25 protein-coding genes, 1 tRNA gene and 3 pseudogenes are annotated in these 23,138 nt (G+C 65.0%); 10 read left to right on the top strand and 19 right to left on the bottom strand.

Annotated elements, in window-relative coordinates; translation table 11 throughout:
* The 4 genes and pseudogenes from ACHMXA_RS28570 to ACHMXA_RS28555 form a co-directional block, all read right to left on the bottom strand.
* Positions 1-2,256: a bifunctional (p)ppGpp synthetase/guanosine-3',5'-bis(diphosphate) 3'-pyrophosphohydrolase gene (locus ACHMXA_RS28570; RefSeq protein WP_176663256.1), complete on the bottom strand. Its 2,256-nt coding sequence runs from the start codon at positions 2,254-2,256 to the stop codon at positions 1-3.
* Positions 2,257-2,349: 93 nt separating this feature from the next.
* Complete coding sequence (rpoZ, locus tag ACHMXA_RS28565) at positions 2,350-2,553, bottom strand: DNA-directed RNA polymerase subunit omega (RefSeq protein ID WP_007835875.1); 204 nt, start codon at positions 2,551-2,553, stop codon at positions 2,350-2,352.
* Positions 2,554-2,597: 44 nt separating this feature from the next.
* Positions 2,598-3,218 (bottom strand): guanylate kinase, encoded by a 621-nt coding sequence (gene gmk / locus ACHMXA_RS28560; protein ID WP_093209718.1) that lies wholly within the window; start codon positions 3,216-3,218, stop codon positions 2,598-2,600.
* Positions 3,219-3,241: 23 nt separating this feature from the next.
* Positions 3,242-4,166 (bottom strand): annotated as a pseudogene (locus tag ACHMXA_RS28555) (YicC/YloC family endoribonuclease).
* 91 nt (positions 4,167-4,257) lie between these two features.
* On the opposite strand from ACHMXA_RS28555, the pseudogene ACHMXA_RS28550 reads away from it, so the two are divergent.
* The 7 genes and pseudogenes from ACHMXA_RS28550 to ACHMXA_RS28520 all read left to right on the top strand — a co-directional run bounded on the left by ACHMXA_RS28550 (position 4,258) and on the right by ACHMXA_RS28520 (position 10,331).
* A pseudogene (locus ACHMXA_RS28550) lies at positions 4,258-5,266 on the top strand (serine/threonine protein kinase).
* Positions 5,267-5,270: 4 nt separating this feature from the next.
* Positions 5,271-6,176: a PP2C family serine/threonine-protein phosphatase gene (locus ACHMXA_RS28545; protein ID WP_176663254.1), complete on the top strand. Its 906-nt coding sequence runs from the start codon at positions 5,271-5,273 to the stop codon at positions 6,174-6,176.
* A 51-nt stretch (positions 6,177-6,227) separates the two neighbouring features.
* Positions 6,228-6,959 carry a ribonuclease PH gene (rph, locus tag ACHMXA_RS28540; protein WP_395317265.1) on the top strand — a complete coding sequence of 244 codons (732 nt, stop codon included), beginning with the start codon at positions 6,228-6,230 and terminating at the stop codon, positions 6,957-6,959.
* Between the two features lie 3 nt (positions 6,960-6,962).
* Positions 6,963-7,568 (top strand): non-canonical purine NTP pyrophosphatase, encoded by a 606-nt coding sequence (locus ACHMXA_RS28535; RefSeq protein WP_176663252.1) that lies wholly within the window; start codon positions 6,963-6,965, stop codon positions 7,566-7,568.
* Positions 7,568-8,831, top strand: a pseudogene (hemW, locus tag ACHMXA_RS28530) (radical SAM family heme chaperone HemW). The gene ACHMXA_RS28535 and the pseudogene hemW overlap by 1 nt, the downstream one beginning before the upstream one ends.
* 32 nt (positions 8,832-8,863) lie before the next feature.
* Positions 8,864-8,951 (top strand) — tRNA-Ser (locus tag ACHMXA_RS28525).
* Between the two features lie 141 nt (positions 8,952-9,092).
* Positions 9,093-10,331, top strand: coding sequence for a tyrosine-type recombinase/integrase (locus ACHMXA_RS28520; RefSeq protein WP_395317264.1), 1,239 nt, complete (start codon positions 9,093-9,095; stop codon positions 10,329-10,331).
* Here ACHMXA_RS28520 and ACHMXA_RS28515 read toward each other — a convergent pair.
* The 15 genes from ACHMXA_RS28515 to ACHMXA_RS28445 form a co-directional block, all read right to left on the bottom strand.
* Positions 10,328-10,459, bottom strand: a complete 132-nt coding sequence (locus tag ACHMXA_RS28515; protein ID WP_395321403.1) for a helix-turn-helix transcriptional regulator — start codon at positions 10,457-10,459, stop codon at positions 10,328-10,330. The two genes, ACHMXA_RS28520 and ACHMXA_RS28515, sit on opposite strands and share 4 nt — an antisense overlap.
* 131 nt (positions 10,460-10,590) lie before the next feature.
* Positions 10,591-11,385 carry a DNA cytosine methyltransferase gene (locus ACHMXA_RS28510; protein ID WP_395317263.1) on the bottom strand — a complete coding sequence of 265 codons (795 nt, stop codon included), beginning with the start codon at positions 11,383-11,385 and terminating at the stop codon, positions 10,591-10,593.
* The gene (locus ACHMXA_RS28505) at positions 11,382-12,176 is read right to left on the bottom strand and encodes a DNA-methyltransferase (RefSeq protein ID WP_395317262.1); all 795 of its coding nucleotides are present in this window, start codon (positions 12,174-12,176) and stop codon (positions 11,382-11,384) included. Before ACHMXA_RS28505 ends, ACHMXA_RS28510 begins: the two co-directional genes overlap by 4 nt.
* The gene (locus tag ACHMXA_RS28500) at positions 12,176-12,571 is read right to left on the bottom strand and encodes a hypothetical protein (RefSeq protein ID WP_395317261.1); all 396 of its coding nucleotides are present in this window, start codon (positions 12,569-12,571) and stop codon (positions 12,176-12,178) included. The genes ACHMXA_RS28505 and ACHMXA_RS28500 overlap by 1 nt, the downstream gene beginning before the upstream one ends.
* Before the next feature lie 95 nt (positions 12,572-12,666).
* Complete coding sequence (locus tag ACHMXA_RS28495; RefSeq protein ID WP_395317260.1) at positions 12,667-12,978, bottom strand: hypothetical protein; 312 nt, start codon at positions 12,976-12,978, stop codon at positions 12,667-12,669.
* A gap of 3 nt (positions 12,979-12,981) precedes the next feature.
* Entirely contained in the window at positions 12,982-13,608 is a 627-nt protein-coding gene (locus tag ACHMXA_RS28490) for a DUF4406 domain-containing protein (protein ID WP_395317259.1), read from the bottom strand.
* Positions 13,605-13,778, bottom strand: a complete 174-nt coding sequence (locus ACHMXA_RS28485) for a hypothetical protein (protein ID WP_395317258.1) — start codon at positions 13,776-13,778, stop codon at positions 13,605-13,607. Before ACHMXA_RS28485 ends, ACHMXA_RS28490 begins: the two co-directional genes overlap by 4 nt.
* On the bottom strand, positions 13,775-14,050 hold the full coding sequence (locus ACHMXA_RS28480) for a hypothetical protein (RefSeq protein ID WP_395317257.1): 276 nt from the start codon (positions 14,048-14,050) through the stop codon (positions 13,775-13,777). Before ACHMXA_RS28480 ends, ACHMXA_RS28485 begins: the two co-directional genes overlap by 4 nt.
* 50 nt (positions 14,051-14,100) lie before the next feature.
* A complete protein-coding gene (locus tag ACHMXA_RS28475) occupies positions 14,101-16,155 on the bottom strand; it encodes a replication endonuclease (protein WP_395317256.1) in 2,055 nt (684 codons plus the stop codon).
* Positions 16,156-16,162: 7 nt separating this feature from the next.
* Positions 16,163-16,531, bottom strand: coding sequence for a hypothetical protein (locus ACHMXA_RS28470; RefSeq protein WP_395317255.1), 369 nt, complete (start codon positions 16,529-16,531; stop codon positions 16,163-16,165).
* A gap of 4 nt (positions 16,532-16,535) precedes the next feature.
* Positions 16,536-17,153, bottom strand: coding sequence for a hypothetical protein (locus ACHMXA_RS28465; RefSeq protein WP_395317254.1), 618 nt, complete (start codon positions 17,151-17,153; stop codon positions 16,536-16,538).
* 107 nt (positions 17,154-17,260) lie between these two features.
* Positions 17,261-17,656, bottom strand: a complete 396-nt coding sequence (locus ACHMXA_RS28460) for an ogr/Delta-like zinc finger family protein (RefSeq protein WP_395317253.1) — start codon at positions 17,654-17,656, stop codon at positions 17,261-17,263.
* Positions 17,653-17,862 (bottom strand): hypothetical protein, encoded by a 210-nt coding sequence (locus ACHMXA_RS28455; protein ID WP_126182918.1) that lies wholly within the window; start codon positions 17,860-17,862, stop codon positions 17,653-17,655. Before ACHMXA_RS28455 ends, ACHMXA_RS28460 begins: the two co-directional genes overlap by 4 nt.
* A gap of 46 nt (positions 17,863-17,908) precedes the next feature.
* Complete coding sequence (locus ACHMXA_RS28450) at positions 17,909-18,127, bottom strand: hypothetical protein (RefSeq protein ID WP_126182919.1); 219 nt, start codon at positions 18,125-18,127, stop codon at positions 17,909-17,911.
* A gap of 47 nt (positions 18,128-18,174) precedes the next feature.
* Positions 18,175-18,402: a hypothetical protein gene (locus ACHMXA_RS28445; protein ID WP_395317252.1), complete on the bottom strand. Its 228-nt coding sequence runs from the start codon at positions 18,400-18,402 to the stop codon at positions 18,175-18,177.
* Positions 18,403-18,480: 78 nt separating this feature from the next.
* Between ACHMXA_RS28445 and ACHMXA_RS28440 the strand changes: the two genes are divergently transcribed.
* The 3 genes from ACHMXA_RS28440 (at position 18,481) to ACHMXA_RS28430 (ending at position 23,124) form a co-directional block, all read left to right on the top strand.
* Entirely contained in the window at positions 18,481-18,822 is a 342-nt protein-coding gene (locus tag ACHMXA_RS28440; RefSeq protein WP_395317251.1) for a helix-turn-helix domain-containing protein, read from the top strand.
* Between the two features lie 565 nt (positions 18,823-19,387).
* Complete coding sequence (locus ACHMXA_RS28435; RefSeq protein WP_395317250.1) at positions 19,388-20,881, top strand: serine/threonine protein kinase; 1,494 nt, start codon at positions 19,388-19,390, stop codon at positions 20,879-20,881.
* A gap of 89 nt (positions 20,882-20,970) precedes the next feature.
* Positions 20,971-23,124 (top strand): SEC-C metal-binding domain-containing protein, encoded by a 2,154-nt coding sequence (locus ACHMXA_RS28430; RefSeq protein ID WP_395317249.1) that lies wholly within the window; start codon positions 20,971-20,973, stop codon positions 23,122-23,124.
* Positions 23,125-23,138 lie beyond the last annotated feature (14 nt).

Raw genomic sequence — 23,138 nt, 5'->3', positions numbered from 1 at the left:
TCAGGGCGCGGGAACCGTCCTGGAGGCGGTCAGCACCGATGCCGTGCGCCGCGCTGCTCGCAGCACCGCATCCAGATGCGCGCGGTCGCGCACGGCGATCACGAAGCGCAGGTCGGTCGAATCCTGCGGGGTTTCGTCGGCCATCTCCACGTGCGTGATGTCGGCTTCCGCATCGGCCAATGTGGCTGCGACACGCGCCAGCACACCCTTGTCGTTGCGCACGGTGATGACCACGCCGGTCTCGAACGCGCGCGTCGGCTCGTCCGCCCATTCGACGGCGAAGAAGCGTTCGCTGTCCTTGTGGCGCAGCCGCTGGCCGACACCGCAGTCTTCGGTGTGCACCACCAGGCCTTCGCCGTGGCCGAGATAGCCGACGATCGGGTCGCCGGGAATCGGCCGGCAGCACAGCGCGAAGCGCACCGAGGAGTTCTCGCTGCCGTCCAAAGTGACGGCGCCCTGCGACACCGTCTCGTGCGAGATGAAGCGCTCGCGGCTCAGCAGCAATGCGTCAGGTCGCTCGCCCAGCTCGGAAAGCATCGACACCAGCCGCTTCGCGACGATGCTCGCGATGCGCTTGCCCAAGCCGATGTCGGTCAGCAACTCGGAGCGGGTGCGGTTGCCGGTGAAGCGCAGGAGCTTCTCCCACAGGGCCTGATGCTCCTCGTCATCCTCGGGCAGCTTGCTCAGGCCTTCGGCCCGCAGCGCCTGCGCGAGCAGCTTCTCGCCCAGGCCTTCGGACTCGGCATGCGCCAGCGTCTTCAGGTAGTGGCGGATCTTGGAGCGCGCCCGGCCGGTTCGCACGAAGCCCAGCCATGCTGGATTGGGCGTCGACACCGGCGCCGTGATCACCTCGACCACGTCGCCGTTCTTGAGTTCGGTGCGCAGCGGCACCTGGTCGCCGTTGATGCGCGCGGCCGAGGTGTGGTCGCCGATGTTGCTGTGGATGGCGTAGGCGAAGTCAACCACCGTGGCACCGCGCGGCAGCGCCATGATCTGACTCTTGGGTGTGAACACGTACACCGCGTCAGGGAACAGGTCGACCTTGACGTGGTCCCAGAACTCGGCGGCGTCGCGCGTCTCGTCCTGGATGTCGAGCAGCGACTGCAGCCACTTGGTGCCCAGGCGGTCGTTGCTGGCGGCGTTGGGCTCGGCGGCCTTGTACAGCCAGTGCGCGGCCACGCCCGATTCGGCCACCACGTGCATCGCCTCGGTCCGCAGCTGGAATTCCACGCTCACGCCGGCCGGCCCCACGAGCGTGGTGTGCAGCGACTGGTAGCCGTTGAGCTTGGCGATCGCGATGTGATCCTTGAACTTGCCCGGCAGGGGCTTGTACATCTGGTGCAGGATGCCGAGCCCGGTGTAGCAGGCGATCACGTTCGGCACGATCAGCCGGAAGCCGTAGATGTCGGTCACCTGGGCGAAGCTCAGGTGCTTTTCCTCCATCTTGCGGTAGATGGAATAGAGCGTCTTCTCGCGTCCGGCGATGCGCAGCGTCATGCCGGCGGCGGAAAAGGCGGCCTCGACCTCCTTCTGCACCTTCTGGATCAGGTCGCGCCGGCGGCCGCGCGCCTTGGCAACGGCCTTCGACAGCGTGGCATAGCGCCACGGTTTCAGATGGCGAAAAGAAAGTTCCTGCAGTTCGCGGTAGGTCTGGTTCAGCCCCAGCCGATGAGCGATGGGCGCGTAGATGTCCAGCGTCTCGCGCGAGATCCGTCCCCATTTCTCGCGGGGCGCGTCGGCCAGCGTGCGCATGTTGTGCGTGCGGTCCGCCAGCTTGACGAGGATGACGCGCACGTCGCGCGCCATGGCCAGCAGCATCTTGCGGAACGACTCGGCCTGGTTCTCCTCGCGGGTGTTGAACTGCAGCTTGTCGAGCTTGGTAAGCCCGTCGACCAGTTCGGCGACCGGGGCGCCGAAGCGCTCGATGAGTTCGGGCTTGGTGACGCCGCAGTCCTCGATCGCGTCGTGCAGCAGGGCGGCCATCAGCGCCTGCGCGTCGAGCTTCCACTCGGCGCATTGCGCCGCCACGGCGATGGGGTGGGTGATGTACGGCTCGCCGCTGTTGCGCAGCTGACCCAGGTGCGCCTCGTCGGCGAAGCGGTAGGCGCGGCGGACCAGCTCGGTGTCTTCGGGGCTCAGGTAGTCCAGTCGAGCGGTCAGCGCGGCAAAGCTCGCGGCAGCCGCATTCAGCGCCGCCGGGCTCGGCTTCGGCGTGCCTTTGGGGGCATGGGACTGAGATTTGGCGACCGCGCTCATGCCTATCACTTTAGCGTGACCGATGTGTGGACGCCTCCGGCCATAAAAAAAGCACCGCTTTGCGGTGCCTTTTCGTTGCAGGGCAGCGTCAGATCAGCCCGGCACCTTCTTGAGCATTTCGAGGCCGATCTTGCCTTCGGCGATCTCGCGCAGGGCGGTCACGGCGGGCTTGTTCTTGCTCTCGATCTTGGGGGCGTGGCCCTGGCTCAGCATGCGCGCGCGGTAGGTGGCGGCCAGGACGAGCTGGAAGCGGTTCGGAATGTTGACGAGACAATCTTCGACGGTGATGCGGGCCATGATGAGGATCTTTCGGTCGGTCTGGGAGCGGATGGGCTCGGAAATCAGGGGATGTTCAGTGCGGCGAAGGTGTCGGCACGCGCTCGGCGCTGCGCGGAATACCGGAGCCGCTGAGCGTGGACAATCGCCTTGAGATCGAAAAGTGCCCGCTCAAATAACTCGTTGATTATAACGAAGTCGAATTGCCCCGCCTGGGCCATCTCTTCGGCCGCATTCTTCAGGCGCAGTTCGATGACCGAGGCACTGTCTTCCCCGCGCCGTTCGAGCCGGGAGCGCAGTTCTTCCCAGCTGGGCGGCAGGATGAAGATCATGACCGCGTTGGCAAAGGTCTTGCGGATCTGCAGCGCGCCCTGGAAGTCGATCTCGAGGATGACGTCGGCCCCCTGGGCGATGCGGTCCTCGACCGCCTTCTTGGAGGTGCCGTAGCGGTGGCCGTGCACGTGGGCCCATTCCACGAAGCCGTCGGCGGCAATCATCGCGTCGAACTCCGTCGGCGAGGCAAAGAAGTACTCGCGGCCGTGCTTTTCCTGCCCGCGCGGCGACCGGGTCGTGTGGGAAACCGAGGGCTGGACAGCCGAATCGAGTTCCATCAGCGCCTTGACCAGGCTCGACTTGCCCGCGCCGCTGGGTGCCGCCACCACGAAGATATTGCCGGGGTAATCCATTCTTTCGCTCGTCTTCGTCGTCGTCATTCGATGTTCTGGACCTGCTCGCGCATCTGCTCGATCAGGACCTTCATGTCCACGCCGATGCGCGTGAGTTCCAGCGCCGCGGACTTCGAGCCCAGGGTGTTGGCCTCGCGATGAAGCTCCTGGATCAGGAAGTCGAGGCGCTTGCCGATCTCGCCGCCCTTCTTGAGCAGCCGCTCGATCTCGTCGAGATGCGAGTTCAGCCGGGTGAGTTCCTCCGCCACGTCGATGCGGATCGCGAAAGCCGTGGCCTCGGTCAGCGCGCGGTCCTGGGCGGCTTCCGGCAGCGTGCCGCCCGTGCCGGCGGTCAGGCCCATGGCCTCCTGCCAGCGCTCCAGGAAGCGGGTGCGCTGCTGCTCGACCAGTTGCGGCACCAGCGGGCCAGCCTGCTGCACCAGGGTGCGCAGCTGGGCGAGGTGGTCTTCGAGCATCTTGGCCAGCCGTGCGCCTTCGCGCTGGCGGGCCGACACCAGGCCTTCGAGCGCCTTGCCCGTCACTTCGAGCAGGTCGGGGCCCCGAGTCGCCGCGGGTGGCGCTGTCGCCGCCGGCCAGGCGAAGCACGTCGGCCACGCTGAGCTCGCGTGCGCTGGGCAGCCAGGCCTTGATGCTGTCCTGCACCCCGTTGAGCCGCTGCAGCAGCTTGACGGAGGGCTCGACCACGCCTCCCTGGGCAGCGCTTTCGATGGCGGCGCGAACTTCGACCTTGCCGCGCTTGAGCTTGCCCGTGAGCAGCTCGCGCAGCGCGGTCTCGTGCTGGCGGAGTTCTTCCGGCAGCTTGAAGGTCAGATCGAGGAAGCGGCTGTTGACCGAGCGGATTTCAACCCCGAGCCGGCCCGTGGCGGAAGGCCGTGCCTCGGCTTCGGAGTGGCTGCCTGCGGGGCCGTTCTGGCCGCTGGCGTAGCCGGTCATGCTGTAAACTGGCATTGCGCCTCACTGTGGTTTTGCTTGCATGCACCGAGGCGTCGGCACGGCGTTCGCTTGCCGCACCATCGCCTTCGGGCGAAACTCCCGGATTATGTCAAAGGTCAAGCCTACGCCCCTGCCGCCCGATACGGTCATTGGTGGTTACCGCGTTGTACGCCGGCTTTCCGCGGGTGGATTCGGTGTCGTCTATCTCGCCATCGATTCCAGCGGACAGCAGGTTGCCATCAAGGAATATCTGCCGTCGTCGCTCGCCACCCGGGGGCCGGGCGAGCTTGCGCCGCAGGTGCCGCCGGAGAAGCTGTCGCTCTACCGGCTGGGCCTCAAGAGCTTCTTCGAGGAAGGGCGCTCGCTGGCGCAGATCTCGCACGCATCGGTGGTCAGCGTGCTGAACTTCTTCCGCGAGAACGAGACCGTCTACATGGTCATGAACTACCTGGAGGGCGCGACCCTGCAGGACTTCGTGGTCACCGCGCGCGACCTGAAGAAGCAGAAGGTGTTCCGCGAGTCGACCATCCGCTCGCTCTTCGACGAGATCCTGCGCGGCCTGCGCATCGTCCACCAGTACAAGATGCTGCACCTGGACATCAAGCCGGCCAACATCTTCGTCACCGACGACGACCGCGCCGTGCTGATCGACTTCGGCGCCGCGCGCGAGGTGCTCAGCAAGGAAGGCATCTTCATCCGCCCGATGTACACCCCCGGCTTCGCGGCCCCCGAGATGTACCGGCGCGATTCGTCCATGGGCCCGTGGACCGACATCTACGCCATCGGCGCCTGCATCTACGCCTGCATGCAGGGCTATCCGCCCAACGACGCACCCCGGCGCATCGAAAAAAGACCGCCTCAGCCTGTCGCTGTCGCGCCTTCGCGGCGTGTATTCGGACAACCTGATCGAGGTGGTCGAGTGGTGCATGTCGCTCGACCCGCTGTCGCGCCCGCAATCGGTCTTCGCGCTGCAGAAGGAGCTCAGCCGCGAGGGCGAGCGCCGTTACACGAAGCTCACGGTGGGCGAGAAGGTGCGCCTGTCGATCGACAACATCCGCTCCTTCGACAAGAAGGGTCTGCCCAAGGCTGCCGCGCCCACCACGCGCCCCGCATGACATCATGAAATTCTCCGTCTTCCAGGTCAGCCGCAAGGGCGGGCGTCTCAAGAACGAAGACCGCATGGGCTATTGCTACACGAGGGAATCGGGGTTGTTCGTGCTCGCCGACGGCATGGGCGGCCACCCGGAAGGCGAGGTGGCGGCGCAGCTCGCGCTGCAGACCATCGCCGCGCTCTACCAGCGCGAGGCGCGCCCCACGGTGAAGGACGTGAAGTCGTTCCTGGCCGAATCGGCCATGGCCGCGCACCAGCAGATCATGCGCTACGCGAGCCACAAGGCCATGCTCGACACCCCGCGCACCACCGTCGTCGCGGCGGTGCTCCAGGGCAACACCGCCACATGGATGCACTGCGGCGACTCGCGCCTGTACGTCGTGCGCGACGGCCGCCTGCTGGTGCGCACGCGCGACCATTCGCATGCCGAGCGCCCGAAGCCGCACGGCTCCGACATGCCCGTCAACCGCAACCTGCTGCTGACCTGCCTCGGCTCGCCGACCACGCCGCTCTTCGACGTCTCGGCGCCGCTGCAGCTGCAGCGCGGCGACCGCATCATGCTGTGCTCCGACGGCGTCTGGGGCGTGCTCGACGACGAACTCATCGTGCACACGCTTTCCTCCGGCAAGCCCGTGTCAGACGCCGCGCCCGACCTCGCCGAGATGGCCCTGCGCAAGGGCGGCTCCCACAGCGACAACGTCACGCTCATCGCGCTCGAATGGGAAATGCCCGACAGCGCGGACGACCGCAGCGGCGTTTCCACCGAGACCATCGAGGACGGCGTGTTCGCCTCGACCATCCAGGCCGGCATGCCCGCGGACAACGAGATCGACGATCTCGACGAAGACGCCATCGAGCGCTCCATCGCCGAGATCAACGAGGCCATTCGCCGATCGGCAGCGCGCAAGAGCTAGCTGAACGGGCCGCGCAATAGCGGCCGACTTTTTTCTTTTTTGGATTCGACAATGACTGCTTTCACACGAAGCGGCGGCCGCGCCGCCGACGAGCTGCGCCCGGTGCGCATCACCCGCGGCTTCACCATCCATGCCGAGGGCTCGGTGCTCATCGAGTTCGGCCAGACCCGCGTGCTGTGCACCGCCTCCGTCGAAGAGAAAGTGCCGCCGCACAAGAAGGGCAGCGGCGAAGGCTGGGTGACGGCCGAATACGGCATGCTGCCGCGCGCCACGCACACCCGCAGCAGCCGCGAGGCCGCCAAGGGCAAGCAGACCGGCCGCACGCAGGAAATCCAGCGCCTCATCGGCCGCTCGATGCGCGCCGTGTTCGACCTTGCCGCGCTCGGCGAACGCACCATCCACCTCGACTGCGACGTGCTGCAGGCCGACGGCGGCACGCGCACCGCGGCCATCACCGGCGCCTTCGTCGCCGCGCAGGATGCCGTCAACAAGCTGCTGGCCTCCGGCGCCATCGCCGCCTCGCCCATCAAGGGCCACGTGGCCGCCATCTCGGTGGGTATCGTCGGCGGCACGCCGCTGCTCGACCTGGAATACACCGAAGACTCCGCCTGCGACACCGACATGAACGTCGTCATGACCGGCGCCGGCCACTTCGTCGAAGTGCAGGGCACGGCCGAAGGCGTGGCCTTCACGCGCGAGGAAATGAACATCCTGCTCGGCCTGGCCGAGAAGGGCATCGGCGAGCTCGTGGCGCTGCAGAAGCAGGCACTGCTCGCGAGCTGATCCATGAAGCTGGTCCTGGCCTCCAACAACGCGGGCAAGCTCGCCGAGCTCCAGCAACTCTTTGCCGAGCTGGCCGTCACCCTCGTTGCGCAATCGGCGCTGGGCGTTGGCGAGGCCGAGGAGCCCTTCCGTACCTTCGTCGAGAACGCGCTGACCAAGGCCCGCCATGCCAGCGCCGCCACCGGCCTGCCGGCCATGGCCGACGACGCGGGCCTGTGCGTGGACGCCTTCGGCGGCCTGCCGGGCGTCGACACCGCCTACTACGCCACGCAGTTCGGCTACGCCAAGGGCGATGCCAACAACGTGAAGGCGCTGCTCGAGCAGCTGGACGGCGTCGCGAATCGCCGTGCGGCACTGGTGAGCACGCTGGTCGCGCTGCGCAGCCACGACGACCCCGAGCCGCTCATCGCGGTGGGCCGCGTGGTCGGCGAGATCGCGCCCGCGCCCATCGGCGACAACGGCTTCGGCTTCGACCCCGTCATGTACCTGCCGGCCTTCGGCAAGACCTTTGCCCAGCTGCCGCCCGAAGTGAAGAACGCGAACAGCCACCGAGGCCGCGCGGCGCAAGCCATGCTGGCGCTGATGCGCGAGCGCTGGCTGCAGTCCTGATGGCCACCACCTTCCCGATCAAGCCGGCGCAGCCCGCTGGCGCTGCGCAGGCCAACGACGTGCTGCACTGGATGCGGCCCGGCCCGCTGCAGCTCAGCGCGCTACCGCCGCTGTCGCTGTACATCCATCTGCCGTGGTGCCTGCGCAAGTGCCCGTACTGCGACTTCAACTCGCACGAATGGCGTGCCGCCAGCGAGGCGGACATCGACGGCATTCCCGAAGCGGCGTACATCGACGCGCTGGTGGCAGACCTCGACGCCGCGCTGCCGCTCATCTGGGGCCGCACCGTCCACACCATCTTCATCGGCGGCGGCACGCCCAGCCTGTTCTCCCCTCAGGCCATCGACCGCCTGCTGAGCGACATGCGCGCGCGCCTCAAGCTCGCGCCCGACTGCGAGATCACGCTCGAAGCCAACCCCGGCACCTTCGAGCGCAACCGCTTCCGAGCCTACCGTTCCGCCGGCGTCACGCGCCTGTCGGTGGGCGTGCAGAGCTTCAACGACGAACACCTGAAGGCCCTGGGCCGCGTGCACGACCGCGCGCAGGCCATCGCAGCCCTCGAAGAGGCCGCCGCCACCTTCGACACCTTCAACCTCGACCTGATGTACGCGCTGCCGGGCCAGACCCTGGAAGGCCTCGACGCCGACCTGTCGCAGGCGCTGGCGCTCGCGCCGCCGCACCTCTCGGTGTACCACCTGACCATCGAGCCCAACACCTGGTTCGCCAAGTTCCCGCCCACGCTGCCCGAGGACGACATCGCCTACGCCATGCTCGACCGCATCACCGAGCGCACCGGCGCCTTGGGCATGTCGCGCTATGAGGTGTCCGCCTATGCGCGCGAAGGGCACCAGTGCGCGCACAACCTCAACTATTGGCAGTTCGGCGACTACCTCGGCATCGGCGCGGGCGCGCACAGCAAGCTGAGCTTCGCGCACCGCATCGTGCGCCAGGTGCGCTTTCGTGAGCCGCGCCTGTACATGGACAACGCCCGCGCGGGCGCCCGCGGTGTCGCAGAGCGACGAAGTGGCGCTGGCAGACCTGCCGTTCGAGTTCATGCTCAACGCGCTGCGGCTGAAGCAGGGCTTCACGCTGCCGCAGTTCAGCGAGCGCACCGGCCTGGCGATGACCTCCATCCAGCACGGCCTCGAGGAAGCGGAGCGCAAGGGGCTCGTCGCGCGCGACCTGTTCCGCGTGTGGCCGACCGAGCGCGGACTGGACTTCCTGAGCGACCTGCAGGCGATGTTCCTGCCCGACGAGGAATAGGGCCGCGCGGTCGGCTTAAAATCGCAGACTTCGGAGAGTTGGGTGAGTGGTTTAAACCAGCAGTCTTGAAAACTGCCGACGTGAAAGCGTCCGTGAGTTCGAATCTCACACTCTCCGCCAGGAACAGCTTTTTTCACGCACCGAAACGCGCCTCAGGGCGCGTTTTTCATTGGGGGATGCCTATACTTGGCCGCCCCAAGCAACCGTAACACGCCGTGAAAGTGCTTCGGGGATGGCCTGTTGGATGGCCGGTAGAAAGCAATGCCCAAGCGATCTCGTGAACTGTCTGCGATGGAAGTGGGGCGCCTGAGGGAAGAGGGCGATCACAACGTCGGCGGCATCCCCGGCCTGTACCTTCAGATCATCGACGGCTCGCGCTCGTGGATTCTTCGCTTCAAGTTCGGCGCACGACGACGGCGCATGGGCCTTGGCAGCTTTCCGGCGGTGCCGCTCGCGCAGGCGCGAGAGCGTGCACGGGCGGCCCACAAGCTCCTCGATGAAGGGGTGGACCCCATCGAAGCGCGCGACGCCGTCAAAAAGGCTGCGTTGGCTTCTCAAGCGCGGGCGTTGACTTTCAAGGTCGCCTGCGAGCGCTTCATTGCAGCGAAAGAGTCTGAATGGCGTAACCCAAAGCATCGGCAGCAGTGGGAAAACACGCTGGAGACATACGCCGAGCCCGTGATCGGACAGCTCGACGTTTCGGCCATCGGACAGGATGAGGTTTTGCGCGTGCTCGATCCGATCTGGCGCACCAAGACCGAAACAGCCAGCCGGCTGCGAGGCCGGATAGAGCAGGTGCTCGACTGGGCGAAGACGCGTGGCCATCGGCAGGGGGAGAACCCAGCCGCTTGGCGCGGGCACCTGGACAAGCTGCTGCCCAAGCCAGAGAAGATCGCGAAGGTGAAGCATCACCCCGCCGTGCCGGTCGCGAAGGTGGCCGACGCGGTTGCGGCACTCCGGGCGGTCGAGGGGGTGAGCGCGCAGGCCCTTCTCTTTCAGGTGCTGACGGCAGGCCGTTCGGGGGAAATCAGGGGCGCGCGCTGGCCAGAGTTCGATCTTGAGGCGGGGCAATGGGATGTGCCAGCCGAACGAATGAAGGGAAAGAGGCCGCACCGGGTGCCGCTCTCCCGGCAGGCCATCGAACTGCTCGAATCGATGCCCCGCTACGAGCAGTGCGATCTGGTGTTTCCCGGCCGGAAGATGCAGCCGCTATCGGATATGTCGCTCACCGCGTGCATGCGGCGGCTGAACTTTCTAGATGCAGCCGGCCGGGTTTGTGTGCCGCACGGCCTTCGGTCGACCTTCCGAGACTGGGCAGCCGAGCACACCCACTATCCGCCTGAGATGGCGGAAATGGCCTTGGCGCACGCGATCGAAAGCAAGGTCGAAGCGGCCTACCGGCGTGGCGACATGCTCGCCAAACGCCTTGCGATGATGCAAGACTGGGCCGACTACTGCATGCCGGCGCCCCCGCCGAAGCGGAAGCGCCAAAAGGCCTAGTCGTCGGTACGTGAGCTGGTGGACGCTGCCACCGGGCGTTCTTCGAGCCAGGAGTCAACCTCGGCCGCAACCCAGCCAACGGCACGCGGGCCGAGTTGCCGAGGGCGTGGAAAACTTTCACTGGACATCCAGCGGCGCAGTGTGGTTTCTGAGATCCCGAACTTCGCAAGCACGATGTTCTTGCGATAGATCAACGGGGCCGCGCCAGCGGTAATCCGCGGATTCTGACTGCTGGCTGTGGAGACAGCGTGCCTTGTGCTCATGCGACCTCCATCACCGCTTCGATAAATGCTTTTGCGGCTTCGGCATTGATTGCATTGCCGTAACCGCGCAGTCGTCCCACGCGGGCGGGAGCCCCATGAGCCAGCGGGAATGTGCCGGGTTCAACTGGCCGCCACTTTCCGTCGCGGCATAGGAGCCAGTCAGCGTCTCGCCACGGGCCGTCCGCCGTGTTGCAGTCACCAAGTAGGCTTGCCGCGGCAGTTGGTCTAGTCGCTGCGCGCCATCCCGCAGAGCCGACATCCCCGGCGTGTCCTTCCAGTCGCGCGTGGTCGGCGTGACCCACCCAGTAGACCCGGTCGCGGATGTGCGGCGCACCGACGCCCGCAGACGGAAACGCGATCGCCCCGAAGGCATAACCCAAGGCTTCCAGGTCAGTCTGTACAAGGTCGACCCATGGGTTTGCGTCCTTGCTCGCAACTTGCTCACCAATGAGGATTCCAGGGCGGCGCTGGCCGACGAGGTGGTAGAGGTGGGGCCAGAGGTGCCGCTCATCAGCAAACCCAGCCCCTTCGCCTTCCTGGCTGAAAGGCTGGCAAGGGCAGGATGCAGTCCAGACCGAACGATCGTCGGGCCATCCTGCTCGACGTAGAGCGTAGCTCCATACGCCAATGCCGGCGAAGAAGTGGCATTGGGTGTATCCCACAAGCTCATCTGGTACGACATCCTCGATACTCCTTTCGTCGACCACTCCGGGGGCGATGTGTCCATGCTTGATGAGTTCACGCAGCCATGCTGCGGCCTTCGGGTCGAACTCGTTGTAGTAGGCGATCAAGAGGTTTGCCCTCCCAGATCGAGCTGCACGGGTCGGCTTCGTTCTTCGGCGAAGATGTTCTCGAGCGCTTCCTCGATTCGCCGGCACGCGATGTCGAAGTACTGCAGCTTTTGCTCGCACCCGATGAACCGGCGGCCCAGCGTGAGTGCGGCGACACCTGTGGTGCCCGAGCCCATGAACGGATCCAGAACCAAGCCGCCTGGCTCGCAGATCTCGACGATGTCGGCCATCAGCGCTACCGGCTTCTGCGTCACGTGCTCGCGATCTGTTGGTGCGTGGTATTCGTAGAAGCCAGGCAGGCACCCCACGCCGCGATCGACAGGCATTGGCCCAGCCGAACCCCAGACGACGTACTCGGCGGCTGACGTGAAGCGCCCCATCTGCGGCCGCGGCGACTTCTTCACCCACGGCACCACTCCGCGCCACACCCACCCACCGGCCTGCAGGTAGTCGGACGAGACAGGCAATTGCCGCCAGTCCGAGAAGAACGCCGCGGGGGCGCCGGGCTTCGATGCACGAAGCGCAGCCGCTGACCAGAGCGTCGACCAGAAATGGAATGAGCGTTGATCGCGGTTGTCGCCACCAAAGTCCGATGTCTTCTCGTGGTTGCCGGATCCGGTGCTGAGGTACTTGGCTTTCGTGTCCAGCGCGCGATCGCCCCGGAAGGCGCCGCCGCTGGAGTAGGGCGGGTCGGTGATGACGGCGTCGGCCGTTCCAGGCACGAGAGCCTGAAGTACTTCGAGAGCTTCGCCGTGGTACAGCGTGGCGCCGCCGATGGTTTCGACGCGCATCACGCACCGCCTTTCTCGGCGACGCCGGCGTCAGCGTAGATCTCGGCGCCCGCCACGTCGGTCAGTCGCGCTACGCCATCGCGTATCCGCGCCGCGATGTAGTCGCCGCTTGAGATCTGCTCGACCCCGATGCCGGGGTGCGCGATCAGTAGGGCGCTCGCTTCGTTGGCCGCGTCCGACAGCACGCCGGCCTGCGCCGCCTGCCATGCGTTGTCCATGCTGAGCTGGACCACCGTGCGCAGCGCGGCATGGAGCCGCTTGGCTTCCGGATGGCCGGGCGCGACCGCGGCGGCGATCTCGGCACCGATGCCAATGACCCATCCCAGGTGCGAGAGCAGATCACGCGCGGGCTCGCCGTCGGCCGTCATGTAGACGGCGATGCTGACGGTGGTCATGTGGCTGGCCATCCGCGCTTTGGCGACCGCGGTTGCAACCGGATGGCTGTGGCAGGGCTCGCCACCGGTGCGGCGAAGGCGGTTCTGCGCGCGCCTCACAGCAGCAGCTCCAGCAGGTCGAGGGTCGGCAGGGCTGCGATAGCCTTTCCGACCCGTGCTGCGGCGGTCAGATCTGCAGCGTCGAGGTCGCGGCCGGACGCCTTCCTGATGACGTCGACCAGCTCGCCCTGGTTGCGGCTGTCGAGGTTGCGACCCGCCCACACCAGCGCGTCGTTGGTCGACAGGTCTTGCAGTTCGAACGCCTTGCCGGTCGCGTAGCTCGGGCCATGGCCGGGGCGGCCGGACTCGGCCAGCATCTTCACGATGTGCTGCGCGAGCGGGCACAGCTTGGGGGACTTCTTCCGCATCGTTCAGCCCTCCGCCCGAGCAGCGATTCGAATCGCCTCGATGCACCGGCGCGCACCGAGGTACTGGTACCCGTGGGCCTGCGTCACCGCCGCGTGATAGCCGTTGGCTTGAAGCCCCGCCCGCAGCTGGGTCTGGTGGTAGTTCGCCACGTTCTCGCAGATGGCGAGCGCGGCCTCGTGGCTGACATTTGTCACGGCGCGCGAGACCCAGGCCCCTGCCTCATCCGCGGACAGCACCACGCGGTTGAGGAACTGGCTCACGAACTCGTCGGCACTACCCTTGAAGCTGAATTCCTCCGGCATGCTCTCGGCGCCGTCGGCCAGCGTGACCAGCAGGCCCAGCGCGCTCGCGATGTGGTGCTCGAGCGCGGCGCCCTTGCTGTTCGACCAGCCCGGCAGCAGGTGAATGCGATCGCACGTCACCAGCTGCGCGATGTCGGCGCGCATGCATGCGGCCCAGCCCATGTTCGGGTCGACGTTGATCTCGGCGGGGTTGATGACTTCAAGACCGGCGACGCGCAGGGCCCTGGCCTCGGCGTGGAAGGCCGGAAAGTTGAGTTCGACGTAGCCGGTCATCGGGCCGGCGATGTAGACGCGTCCGGCACGCAGGGAGGTGTGTGCTGCGCTCATTGCCCGAGGCCTCCCGTCAGGCTCAGCGCGAGCAGCGCCAGCGTGGCGAGCGCGCAGCCCACCAGCGTGATGCGATCGGCGATGCGTGCCGCCCGCGCCTTGCGCCTGGCTCGCTCCTCGATGGTCTTCACGGCCTGGATGTCGTGGTGGTTGAGGCGGTGTGCGTTCATGCGGCCCTCCGTTGTTGCAGGGCGGCGATGCGCACGACGGTCGACGGGAACATGTCGGCCTGCTGTTCTGGCCGCACGTCCGCACGGCGTGGCTTGCGCCGGCCGGTGGCCTGGGCTTCGAGCAGGCCGCGCACGCGCTCGATGGTGGCGCGCACGTCGGTGGCGCACGCCGGCAGGTAGGGCGCGGTGATGTGAACCTTGTGCGCCATCGGCGGCGCGTAGGGCTTGTGCTGCGCGATCTGTACGACGGCAGCGGTGCTGATGCGTGGCATGGTGATGCGGCTCCGGTTGGTGGTTGAAAGGGTTGGGTGCATGGGGAAACTCATCGGCCGGCCGCGGCCAGCTCGCGCATGACTGGCGCGAAGGCCTTCATGCGTGCGAGCAGGGCGTCGAGGTCGTTGGCGGGTGGTGTCTTGGCTGGGGTGGCGGGCGCGATCCGGACGCACTCGGGCATGCGGAACGTGGTTCGCTCGCCGGCGATGTGGTTGACTTGCTCGATCGGGGCCGGTGGGGTGGCCTTGCGTGGCGCCGGCGGCTCGATTTCGAGGGTGTCGTGGGCCTTTGGCCACGGCAGATCGCCTCGCATCAGCAGGCGCTGCGGCTCTTCGTTGAGCCGGACCGTACAGTTATTGAAACGAGTCCAAGGGCGGCCCAGCGCTTCGCGCTCGGCCTTGTCCTGCGCGGCTTCGCTCGCGCAGGAACGCCACGCCTGCCGGCGGCTCACGAGCCAGTGCCCGACGCGCGTTTCGACGCCCACCACCGTCTTGCGGTCGATGGTCTCGCCGTAGCTGTTGGTCGTGCCCTTGGTGACGCGCACGGCGCTGCGCAGCATCCATTCGCGGCGCTTGCGGCACATGCCGCCCTGGGCGCGGACGTAGCCTTCCCAAGAGGCCTGAATGGCGCCTTGCTTGTGGCAGGCCCACCATGCCTTCACCGCGGCGGCGTCGCCCAGGTCGAGGCGCATCTGCGCGTGGTCGATTTGGTCCTTGGTGACCCGGCGCATCTCGCGCCATACCGACACCGGCGGCTGCCCGAGCGGCTGAAACTGCCGAATCCCCCAGGTGCTGGCCCAGGCGTCGACGCGCTGCCAGCCCTTGAATTCGCGTGTGTCCATGACGTGCTCGAAGCCGTCCATGGTGTCGGTGTGCTGGCCGACGCCGGCATCGCCGCCATCCTCGGCGCCGATGTTCTTGGACACGTACTTCGCAACGTAGCCCGCGGCGCCGCCGCGCTCCATCGCGATGAACTTGCACCGGTTGCGCACGGCGCCGGGCTCATCGCCCGCGTCGCTGAGCCAATAGCCGCTGATGATGTCTTGAGCCTGCTGGGCCTGCTCTGGCGTATCGAACCACAGCAGGGCATGCCAATGCGGGCACCCGTCGTGATGTGGCTCGGCGACGCGGAAGCCGTAGCCCGCGATGCCCTTGCGGCCCATCTTCGCGCGGGCCTTCGCCCACATGCTGCACAGCCACTGCTGCGCATCGCGGGGCGTAGCGCCCTCGTATTTGCTGTTTCGGGTTGGCTTCGCCCACCGAGACTTCCCGCCCGACAGCACGGCATGAAAGCGGCTCGGGCAGGTGAGCGTGAGAAAGAGGCCGTGGTGCCCGTTCGCGTCGGCGAACTCCTCACACCCGCGAATGCGCGTCATCAACTCGCCGCGGCGGATGTCCCGGTTGCTGGGCGACAGCGCGGCCAGCTCGGCCAGGCTGTAGACCTGCCCGGCTTCGTTGCGCATCTTCACGCGGGCCAGCAGATCAGCGTTGCGCTTGTGCTGGTCGACGCGCCGGCGGCAGGCCTCATCGCTTGCATAGCCGCCATTCCGGTGGTGGACAACGGCCAGCTTGATCGCCGCGTGCTCCACGGTGCGCGCCACCTTGCGGCGCAGCGCGCGCCGCCACCATTGCTCTGTGATGGCTCGGGCGATCAGGCCCTCGGGCGTTTTCGAGTTCGGCTTGTCGACACCCAGGCGCTCGCAGTAGTCGAGCACCGTGTCCAGCTTGTCCTGCAGGCTCATCGGCAGCGGATGGCCGTTGAGCATGTCGTCGAGTGCCCTGGCGCACCGGCGGGCGCGGGCGCACACCTCCGAATCTCCGACTGCCCAATGCAGGATGTCTTTGTGCTCGTGCTCGAAAGCGCGCATCGCGTCGACACGCGCCAGATTCCAGCTCAGCCAGTCGCCGCCGACGGCGCGCACCGTGGGCTTGAGCGGCATGATGATGTCGAACGCCGGCTCCCACTGTGGCGGCAGCTCGCCGCGCATGCGGGCGTCCATTTCGCGCGCCACCCGCGCGACGTGCTGGTCGTGCGGGAGGTTGGAGCGAAGCCGCATCCAGAAGACCGGATCGGGCTTGGCGTGGCGTTTGGCGACGATGCGCATGAGGTGCCTACAAGGTCAGCGCGAAGACCGTGCGAAGGTCGTTCTGCAGCTCGCGGATGGCCTCGCCAACGGCGTTGCGCTCAAGAGGCGGCAGCTCGCGCCAGGCACGCTCCACGGCGAAGGCGATGCCGTTGACGTCGTAGCCGGCCCAGAAGAGCAGCATTGCCCGAGAGCGCTTCGAGATGCCTTCCCATTCCCGCTCAGCCGCGGTGATGTTTCGCGCATGGCTTGTGCCCTGGGCGAACTCTTCGCGCAGCTCGGCGAGCCGCGCCGCGTGGCGGGCATAGAACGGGTTGGGAACGCCATCGGCAATGTGGGCGGTGGGCTGCGCCAGGCCAGGGTTCTCATGGTGTTGCGGTGGCTCATCGCGCGGCATGCGGTCAGCGTTCGCCGGCGGTCTGTGCGTCCGCGTCGAGGCTGTCGTTCAAGGGCTTGCCGGTGTCGGTCGCCGGGTGGCGCCCCGGGGTGTCGGCGGTGATATGCCCGGCCTCGATGGCGTCGATGACCCACTGCCGCATGCAGGTCGTCTCTACGGCGCGATGCCCGTGCATGAAAGTGACGCGATCCAGCCAGACCTCGGAGCTGCCCCCTTCGACATGCACTACGCGCCAGCCGGCCGCCTGCAATGCGTTGGCGACGGCGTTGATCGCCTTGGGATTGCGCCAACTCGAAATCGTGTCCGCGGCCTGGAGCACTACCGCATTGACTCGCCGGCCGAACTGGCTGGCGCGGTAGTTGAAGAAGCTCTGCCGCACATGGTCGATCTCGATGTACGCGCCATCGGCCTGCGCTGCCTGCACGATGTCATCCAGCGCGCCAAGCTTGTCGGCCACGCGGCGAATGTCCGCAAGCCGGTTGGCGTGCCGATCGTGCTCCCGCAGCAGCACGCGGTCGAGCAGCGGCAGGCGCGCGGCGTCTTCGCGAGAGAGCTTCGAGACCTTCGGAACGTCAATGCGTTGGGCTGGCTTCTCGGCGAAGCGGCGGGCGGTGAGGGACATGACTTCGGCTCCTGTGCTGAAAAAGGCGTGAGAAGGGCCGCACGCCTTGAAAAAGGCGCGTGGCAGGGGGTGGGCGGTGGGGGTGCGCCGCGAGGGCGCGGACTAGATCAGTCGGGCGGGGCGCCACTCATGGCGCCGCCCGTGCCCCAGTCGTTGGTGGGCGTGTGCAGGTTCGCGACGTAGGCGGCTTCGTCGTCAGCGACGTTGCCTTCGTCCGCGAGCGCCAGAGCGAGCTGGCCCCGGCGGACGTGGCGCGAGAGCGGCAGCGAAACGTCGGCCGCCGGGATGCTGGAGAGCACCAGCACGCGCTGAAACTCCAGCGTGGCCACGCCCGTGAAGCCGCACCGCCAGTTGCGGCAGCGGTAGGTGATCTCGCGCATGGTCTTGCTCATCGCGCGGCTGTCGCAGGCCACGCAGCGGGTGCCGCAGTGCGGGCACTCGATGGTGATGCGCATGTAGCGGTTGCCGGCTTCGCCGGCCTGCTCGTGAAGGCTCTCGCTCATTGCCGCTTTCCTCCCGAGGCAACCAGACGGGGGCCGCGACGGCGGCCGGTGATGTGTTCGATGCCCTTGCGCAGCCGGGTCCGCACCAGCCACTCGATGGCTTCGGCGACGTCCGCCAGACCTTGCTCCCGGCGCACCCGGTCGAACACGTCGTGCTCGGCGTCGGTGAGTTCGATCTCTGTGGACGTCATCTTTTCGTCAGACATTCGGCGTTTGTTGCGCTGGCTTCAAGCCGCGTTGCTGCGGCTGGGCTTAGCCCGCGGCGCGGGGCAGACTGGCGTCGGCCTTGGGTTCCTGGCCGAAGAAGGCGTCGGCCAGCATTTCCTCGGCTTGGCGCATGGCCAGCTCGCGGATGAGCGTCGAGGTCTGCGCGCCGGTCATCTTGGACAGGATTCGCAGCAGCTCGTCTTCGTAGTCGTCAAACCGGACGGTCTGGCGGTTGTCGCGCACGCGCTTGGGATCGGGGTACATCGTCGAGAGTCCTTCGGGCAAAGGAGGGGAGAGACTGGTGCGGTGGGTCAGGCGGCGGATGTGGCGGCGCCGGCCTGTTCGGCCTCGTACTGCGCGAGGCCCTTGAGGTAGACGCGGCGCGCGAAATTGCCGAGGGAACGGCCCTCGCGCGCTGCGTATTGCTGGGTGCGTTCTTTCTCGTCCGGGGCGAGGCGCATGGCGATGGGCGCTTCGTTGACGAGGCGGATCTCGGGTGGAAGCTCGGGGCGACCACGGCGACGGGCGGGGTGAGCCATGCGTTTAATATCCGAACGGTTTAATCAATGTGTGTGGCGGATTCTGAGCACTAAAAGGCTCGGAGTCAAGGGGTTTGCGTGTCATTTGATGCTCAATGCGGAGACAGGCTGCGGCAGGAGCGCGACCGGCTGGGTCATGCCCAGCAAGGCCTCGCCGATCTCGTCGGCATTCAGAGAGCCATGCTCAGCAGGTACGAGCGGGGAATCGTTGAGCCCGGTGCCAGCGTGCTGATCCGGCTTGCTCAAGCCGGCGTAGACGTGAGCTATGTGCTTTTTGGTGCTCGATCTCCTGCAGTTCAAACGTTGACCCCCGAAGAGGCTGCACTCCTAGACAACTACAAGGCGGCGGACGAGCGAGGCCGCGCCGCGGCGCGTGGCGTTCTTGATGCGCTCGCGCAACCGAAGAGGGCCAACGGGTAGGCTGGGTCTGGTCCTCTGGACCCTGGCCCGTTGGTTGTTTATGGCGATGGGAGACGCCGCGACCGAGGCGGCGGAGTAGGGGGACAGATGCGACGTGTTGGGTTGGCACTGCTGCTAGCCATCGTGCCCATTGCAGCGGCACAGGCCGCCCGTGTCGATCAGCTCATCGAAGAGATGGCGCGGCGCAACCGCGCCCAGGATGAGGCTGAGCGTCGGGAGGAAGAGGCCGAGGAGCGGCGGCGCGCGCGAGCAGAGGCGGACGCTGTCCCCAAGCAGCGCGTAACCGAGCGGCGTGCCCTCGTCTCCGAGCGAACTAGCCGGGCTGGTCAGCAGTCAGAACGAGCGGAAGCGGCGCGAAGTGCACCTCGTCAGACCTATCGACCTAGCGGACGCAGCTCCGATGGATGCGGTGGGCGGGGCGGTCCGGGGTGGCGCAAGGCAAATGGGAAGTGTGCAAGCTGGCGGGACTAAGGGACGGCTTGCATACCGGGACGCGACACGATCTGGAAAAGAGCGCAGCCATACCGTAAATATAGGATGGCCGCCTGCCTCAAAGGTGCGCACGATGCTTCTGCTCAACGGCGAGCGAGGGAGCCATCACGAGAGCTATCTGCACCCCCTTGTTCGACCCGTTGAGATCACGAATCAGGCTGTACGCGGTCGCATACAACGGGAAGTGAAGAGGATGACAGCTCCACCAAACATCATTGGCGGCAAATACCAGGTTCGCGGCCTGTGTAGCAATATGGGTGGCATGGGGACACTGCACTTTGTGACCCCTCTCGCCGCAGAGGGACCGACGATGGTCCTCAAAATGTGCAAGCTAGCCGACCCGGAAATGCTTGCGCGCTTTCGACGCGAGGTTCGCGTCATGCAGCAGTTCGCAGGCAATAGTTTCGTGGTGCCGATCTTGGACGCGAACCTTGATCACGATCCGCCATATTTCGTGATGCCCTTTTTTGAGCAAGGGGACCTTTGGCGCCACGCTGCCGCAGTCCGGACGGACTTAGCTCTCCTTGAAACGGTTTTCAACCGGATGATCGATTGCATTGCGCAGCTTCACGATAAGAAGGTCTTTCATCGGGATATCAAACCCCAAAACTTTCTGATCGGTAGCGGCGGAATGGTTGTATCCGACTTCGGGCTTTGTACTGAAGAGGAGTCGCTAACTGCTTTCACTCGAAGTACCCAATGGGCAGGCACTTTGGGATTCATGCCGCCGGAGTTCATGCAAGGTGGTTTTAAAGATGCGGACGCCACGGCGGACATCTTCATGCTCGGAAAGGCCTTCTATGCGCTCACTTCTGGACGTGAGCCCATGTATTTAGTCGCACAAGGCGTACCGCCTCAGCTGTTTCCAATCTTCGAGCGCTGCTGCGCCATCGATAGAGGAAGTCGCTACCAGTCTCTTGCCTCGCTCAAGCAAAGTCTCACTGCTGCGTTTGACGCGCTGCTTGGGCGTGCCGTGGGGCCTGGCAAGGTCTACGGCTTGTTGCGTGCAATCCTAGATCGGCTAAGGACCAGCCAACAATATCAGCCTGACGAGATTGGGCAGTTTGTCGAAGAGCTCGGAATGCTGACTGCGGAAGCTCAGCACAAGGTATGCATGGAGCTACCCCAGGAAGCATTCGGTTTGCTCGCCCAGGACCTTGTCCGGCCGCACCTTGGTCGTTTCGTTGCGATCTACCACGAGATGGCGGAACACGCGAATTACGGATGGAGCTTCGCAGAAACTATCGCAGACAACATGAAGGTGATCTTCGACGCGCCAACAGTGCCGGCGGCCAATAAGGCAGAGTGCCTGCGCTTAGCAATCATTGCCGCCGTTCGGCAAAACCGATTCGCGGCCATGGGCACCTGCGCGGCGATGATCAAGTCCGTGAACGAAGAGGAGCTCGGTCAGCGCGTGCACGACGTGTTGATACAGCACGACACCTATTTCATCCAGCAAATCGATCCTAGCCAGTGCATGTCGGCCACCGTGCGGGCAGCGGTTGTGGCACTTAAGGCCGAAGCAGACGCTCGGGCAAGCCAGTCACCGGGCGGAATCTCTTTTTAACGTCACGACAAATACCGCTTCTGGCAAGCGCATCCGAAGAGAGCCCGCACTTTGTGCTCTGATCGGCAGAACCGTTGAGTGGACGAAATATGAAAAAACCACGTGAAGAGGCGCAAATCCTTGAAGACCTCTCAGCGCTAGCAGCGTCACCAGGCTACGTTCATGCCTTGGCGCATCTTTCTCATCGTGACAACGCCATCTTCTTCAAGGGTAAGCTGAAACCGTCGGACCTGGACCGGGTTTTCGGTAGTGAGCGTCTTCTACGGACGGAATTGACGACGCTCATTGGCCTAATGGCGAAACATCCATTGAACCTATCAGAGCAGTCGGCCGATGTGATCGTTGACTACGTCAAGCGCACCGATGATCTGATGCGGGAGTTGCATGATGCGATGTCTTACCCGATGTTTGCGGCCATGTTTGAGGGCATCAAGGCGGGTTCCCCGACTCCTAATCCATGGCGCGGCCCGGGGATGCGAGAGCCCATCTTCTACGGCTCCGAATCTGCCTACGTGTTTCAGTACAGGGATCTCGGGCCAGAGAAGTACGGGGCAGATGACGACTGGATGCACCGAGCCAAAGGCTTCACCTCAGGTCAAGCGAAGACCATCGCAGAGGCGATGTGCACTCTGATGAACGAAAAGGGGACTCAACTCTTTGGGGATGCGCAAGCTGCCAAGACTTCTCCTGCAACTTGGCTACCCTCCTTCGAATTCTCGCGGGATGAGGTGGCCCTGCGCAGCGGTGTAGAGCAGGACGCTGTCGAAGCATTCATTCGCGAGTTCATCTTTACGGGTGACAACGCAGCATTCAAAGAGGTGGGGGACTTCAACGAAGTTTCCGCCCGGCCGTTGCTTCCTACCGACCGCGGAACAGTTCTGCTCTTCTCGCCCTACGCAATCTTTGAGGCCCTGTATGAGTCCCCGTTCTTTTGGATGTGGAACGATAAGTCCTATCGACCCACCGCTGCTAAGCATCGCGGCGCTTTCACGGAGCAATTCGCCTCGCGCCGCCTCGCGGGAGTATTCGGTCGCGGACACGTCCACACGAACGTGAATTTGCATCGTGGCAAAGACATCGTTGGTGAGGTAGATGTCCTAGTTATCTATGGCGACCGACTCATCGTCGTGCAGGCGAAGTCGAAGAAGCTGACCATTGCTGCCCGGAAGGGCAACGACAACCAACTGAAGGCGGATTTCGCTGCTGCTATCCAAGCTTCCTACGATCAAGGCTGGGCGTGCGCCAACGAGATGCTCGCCGGCGGATGTCGACTTGTGGACGATAGCGAAAAGGAAATCGAGCTTCCACCGAGCATCAAAGAGATCTTCCTGTTCAGTCTAATTTCAGAGCATTACCCCGCGCTCGCTTTTCAGGTGAGCCAGTCGCTGAAATTCAGGACCACCGAAGTCATTCGACCCCCGTTCGTGATGGATGTCTTCCTTCTCGACACACTAACCGAGATGCTGACGACTCCGCTGCGGCTCTTGAGCTACGTAAAACTTCGCGTTGCGGTGGCAGATAAGCTCATGAGTGGGCACGAGCTGACTGTGCTTGGCTACCATCTGCAGCAGAACCTGTGGCTAAATGAAAAGTACGACATGGTCATGCTCGAAGACTCTATCGCGCGGGACCTGGACACTGCAATGATGGTTCGCAGGGACAACCAACCAGGGGACGACACGCCAGTGGGCATCCTCACGAAGATGCGTGGAACTCGATACGAGAGCCTCATCAAGGACATTGAGACAAGGGCCGACCCTGCAACCCTCGAACTCGGCTTTCACTTGCTTTCACTGAGCGAAGATTCGTGCAGGAATGTTGATCGCTTGCTCGGGAGTATCACTCGGCAGGCGAAGCTCGATGGGAAGAGGCACGACATAACGCTCGCGTCGAATCCGTCTGAAGCCGGAGTCTGTTTTCATTGCAATCCCAAGCCATCGGTCCAGGCGATTGCTGAGCTGGAGGACCATTGTGCTAAGCGAAAGTACCGGCAACGCGCAGCGCAGTGGTTTGGAGTTTCTGTGAGCCCTGAAGGCGAGGTTCAATTCGGTGTCACTTTGGATTTTCCGTGGGAAGCGTCAACTGAGATGGATCAGCTCACAGCTGACATGAAAACCGGCCAGCCAGCTTCCGATGTACTTCCTCAGTACGCACGAAACGTCAGTCGTATGAAGCTGGGACGCAATGACCCGTGTCCCTGCGGCAGTGGACGCAAGTACAAAAAGTGTTGCTTGAACCTTTGATTGCGATAAGTCTG

It is taken from the genome of Variovorax sp. UC74_104, assembly GCF_044055375.1.
In the GTDB taxonomy this organism is placed as follows: Bacteria; Pseudomonadota; Gammaproteobacteria; order Burkholderiales; family Burkholderiaceae_C; genus Variovorax.
The sequence above is the reverse complement of the archived record's forward strand: the minus strand, read 5'-3'. Positions and strand labels throughout refer to the sequence as shown.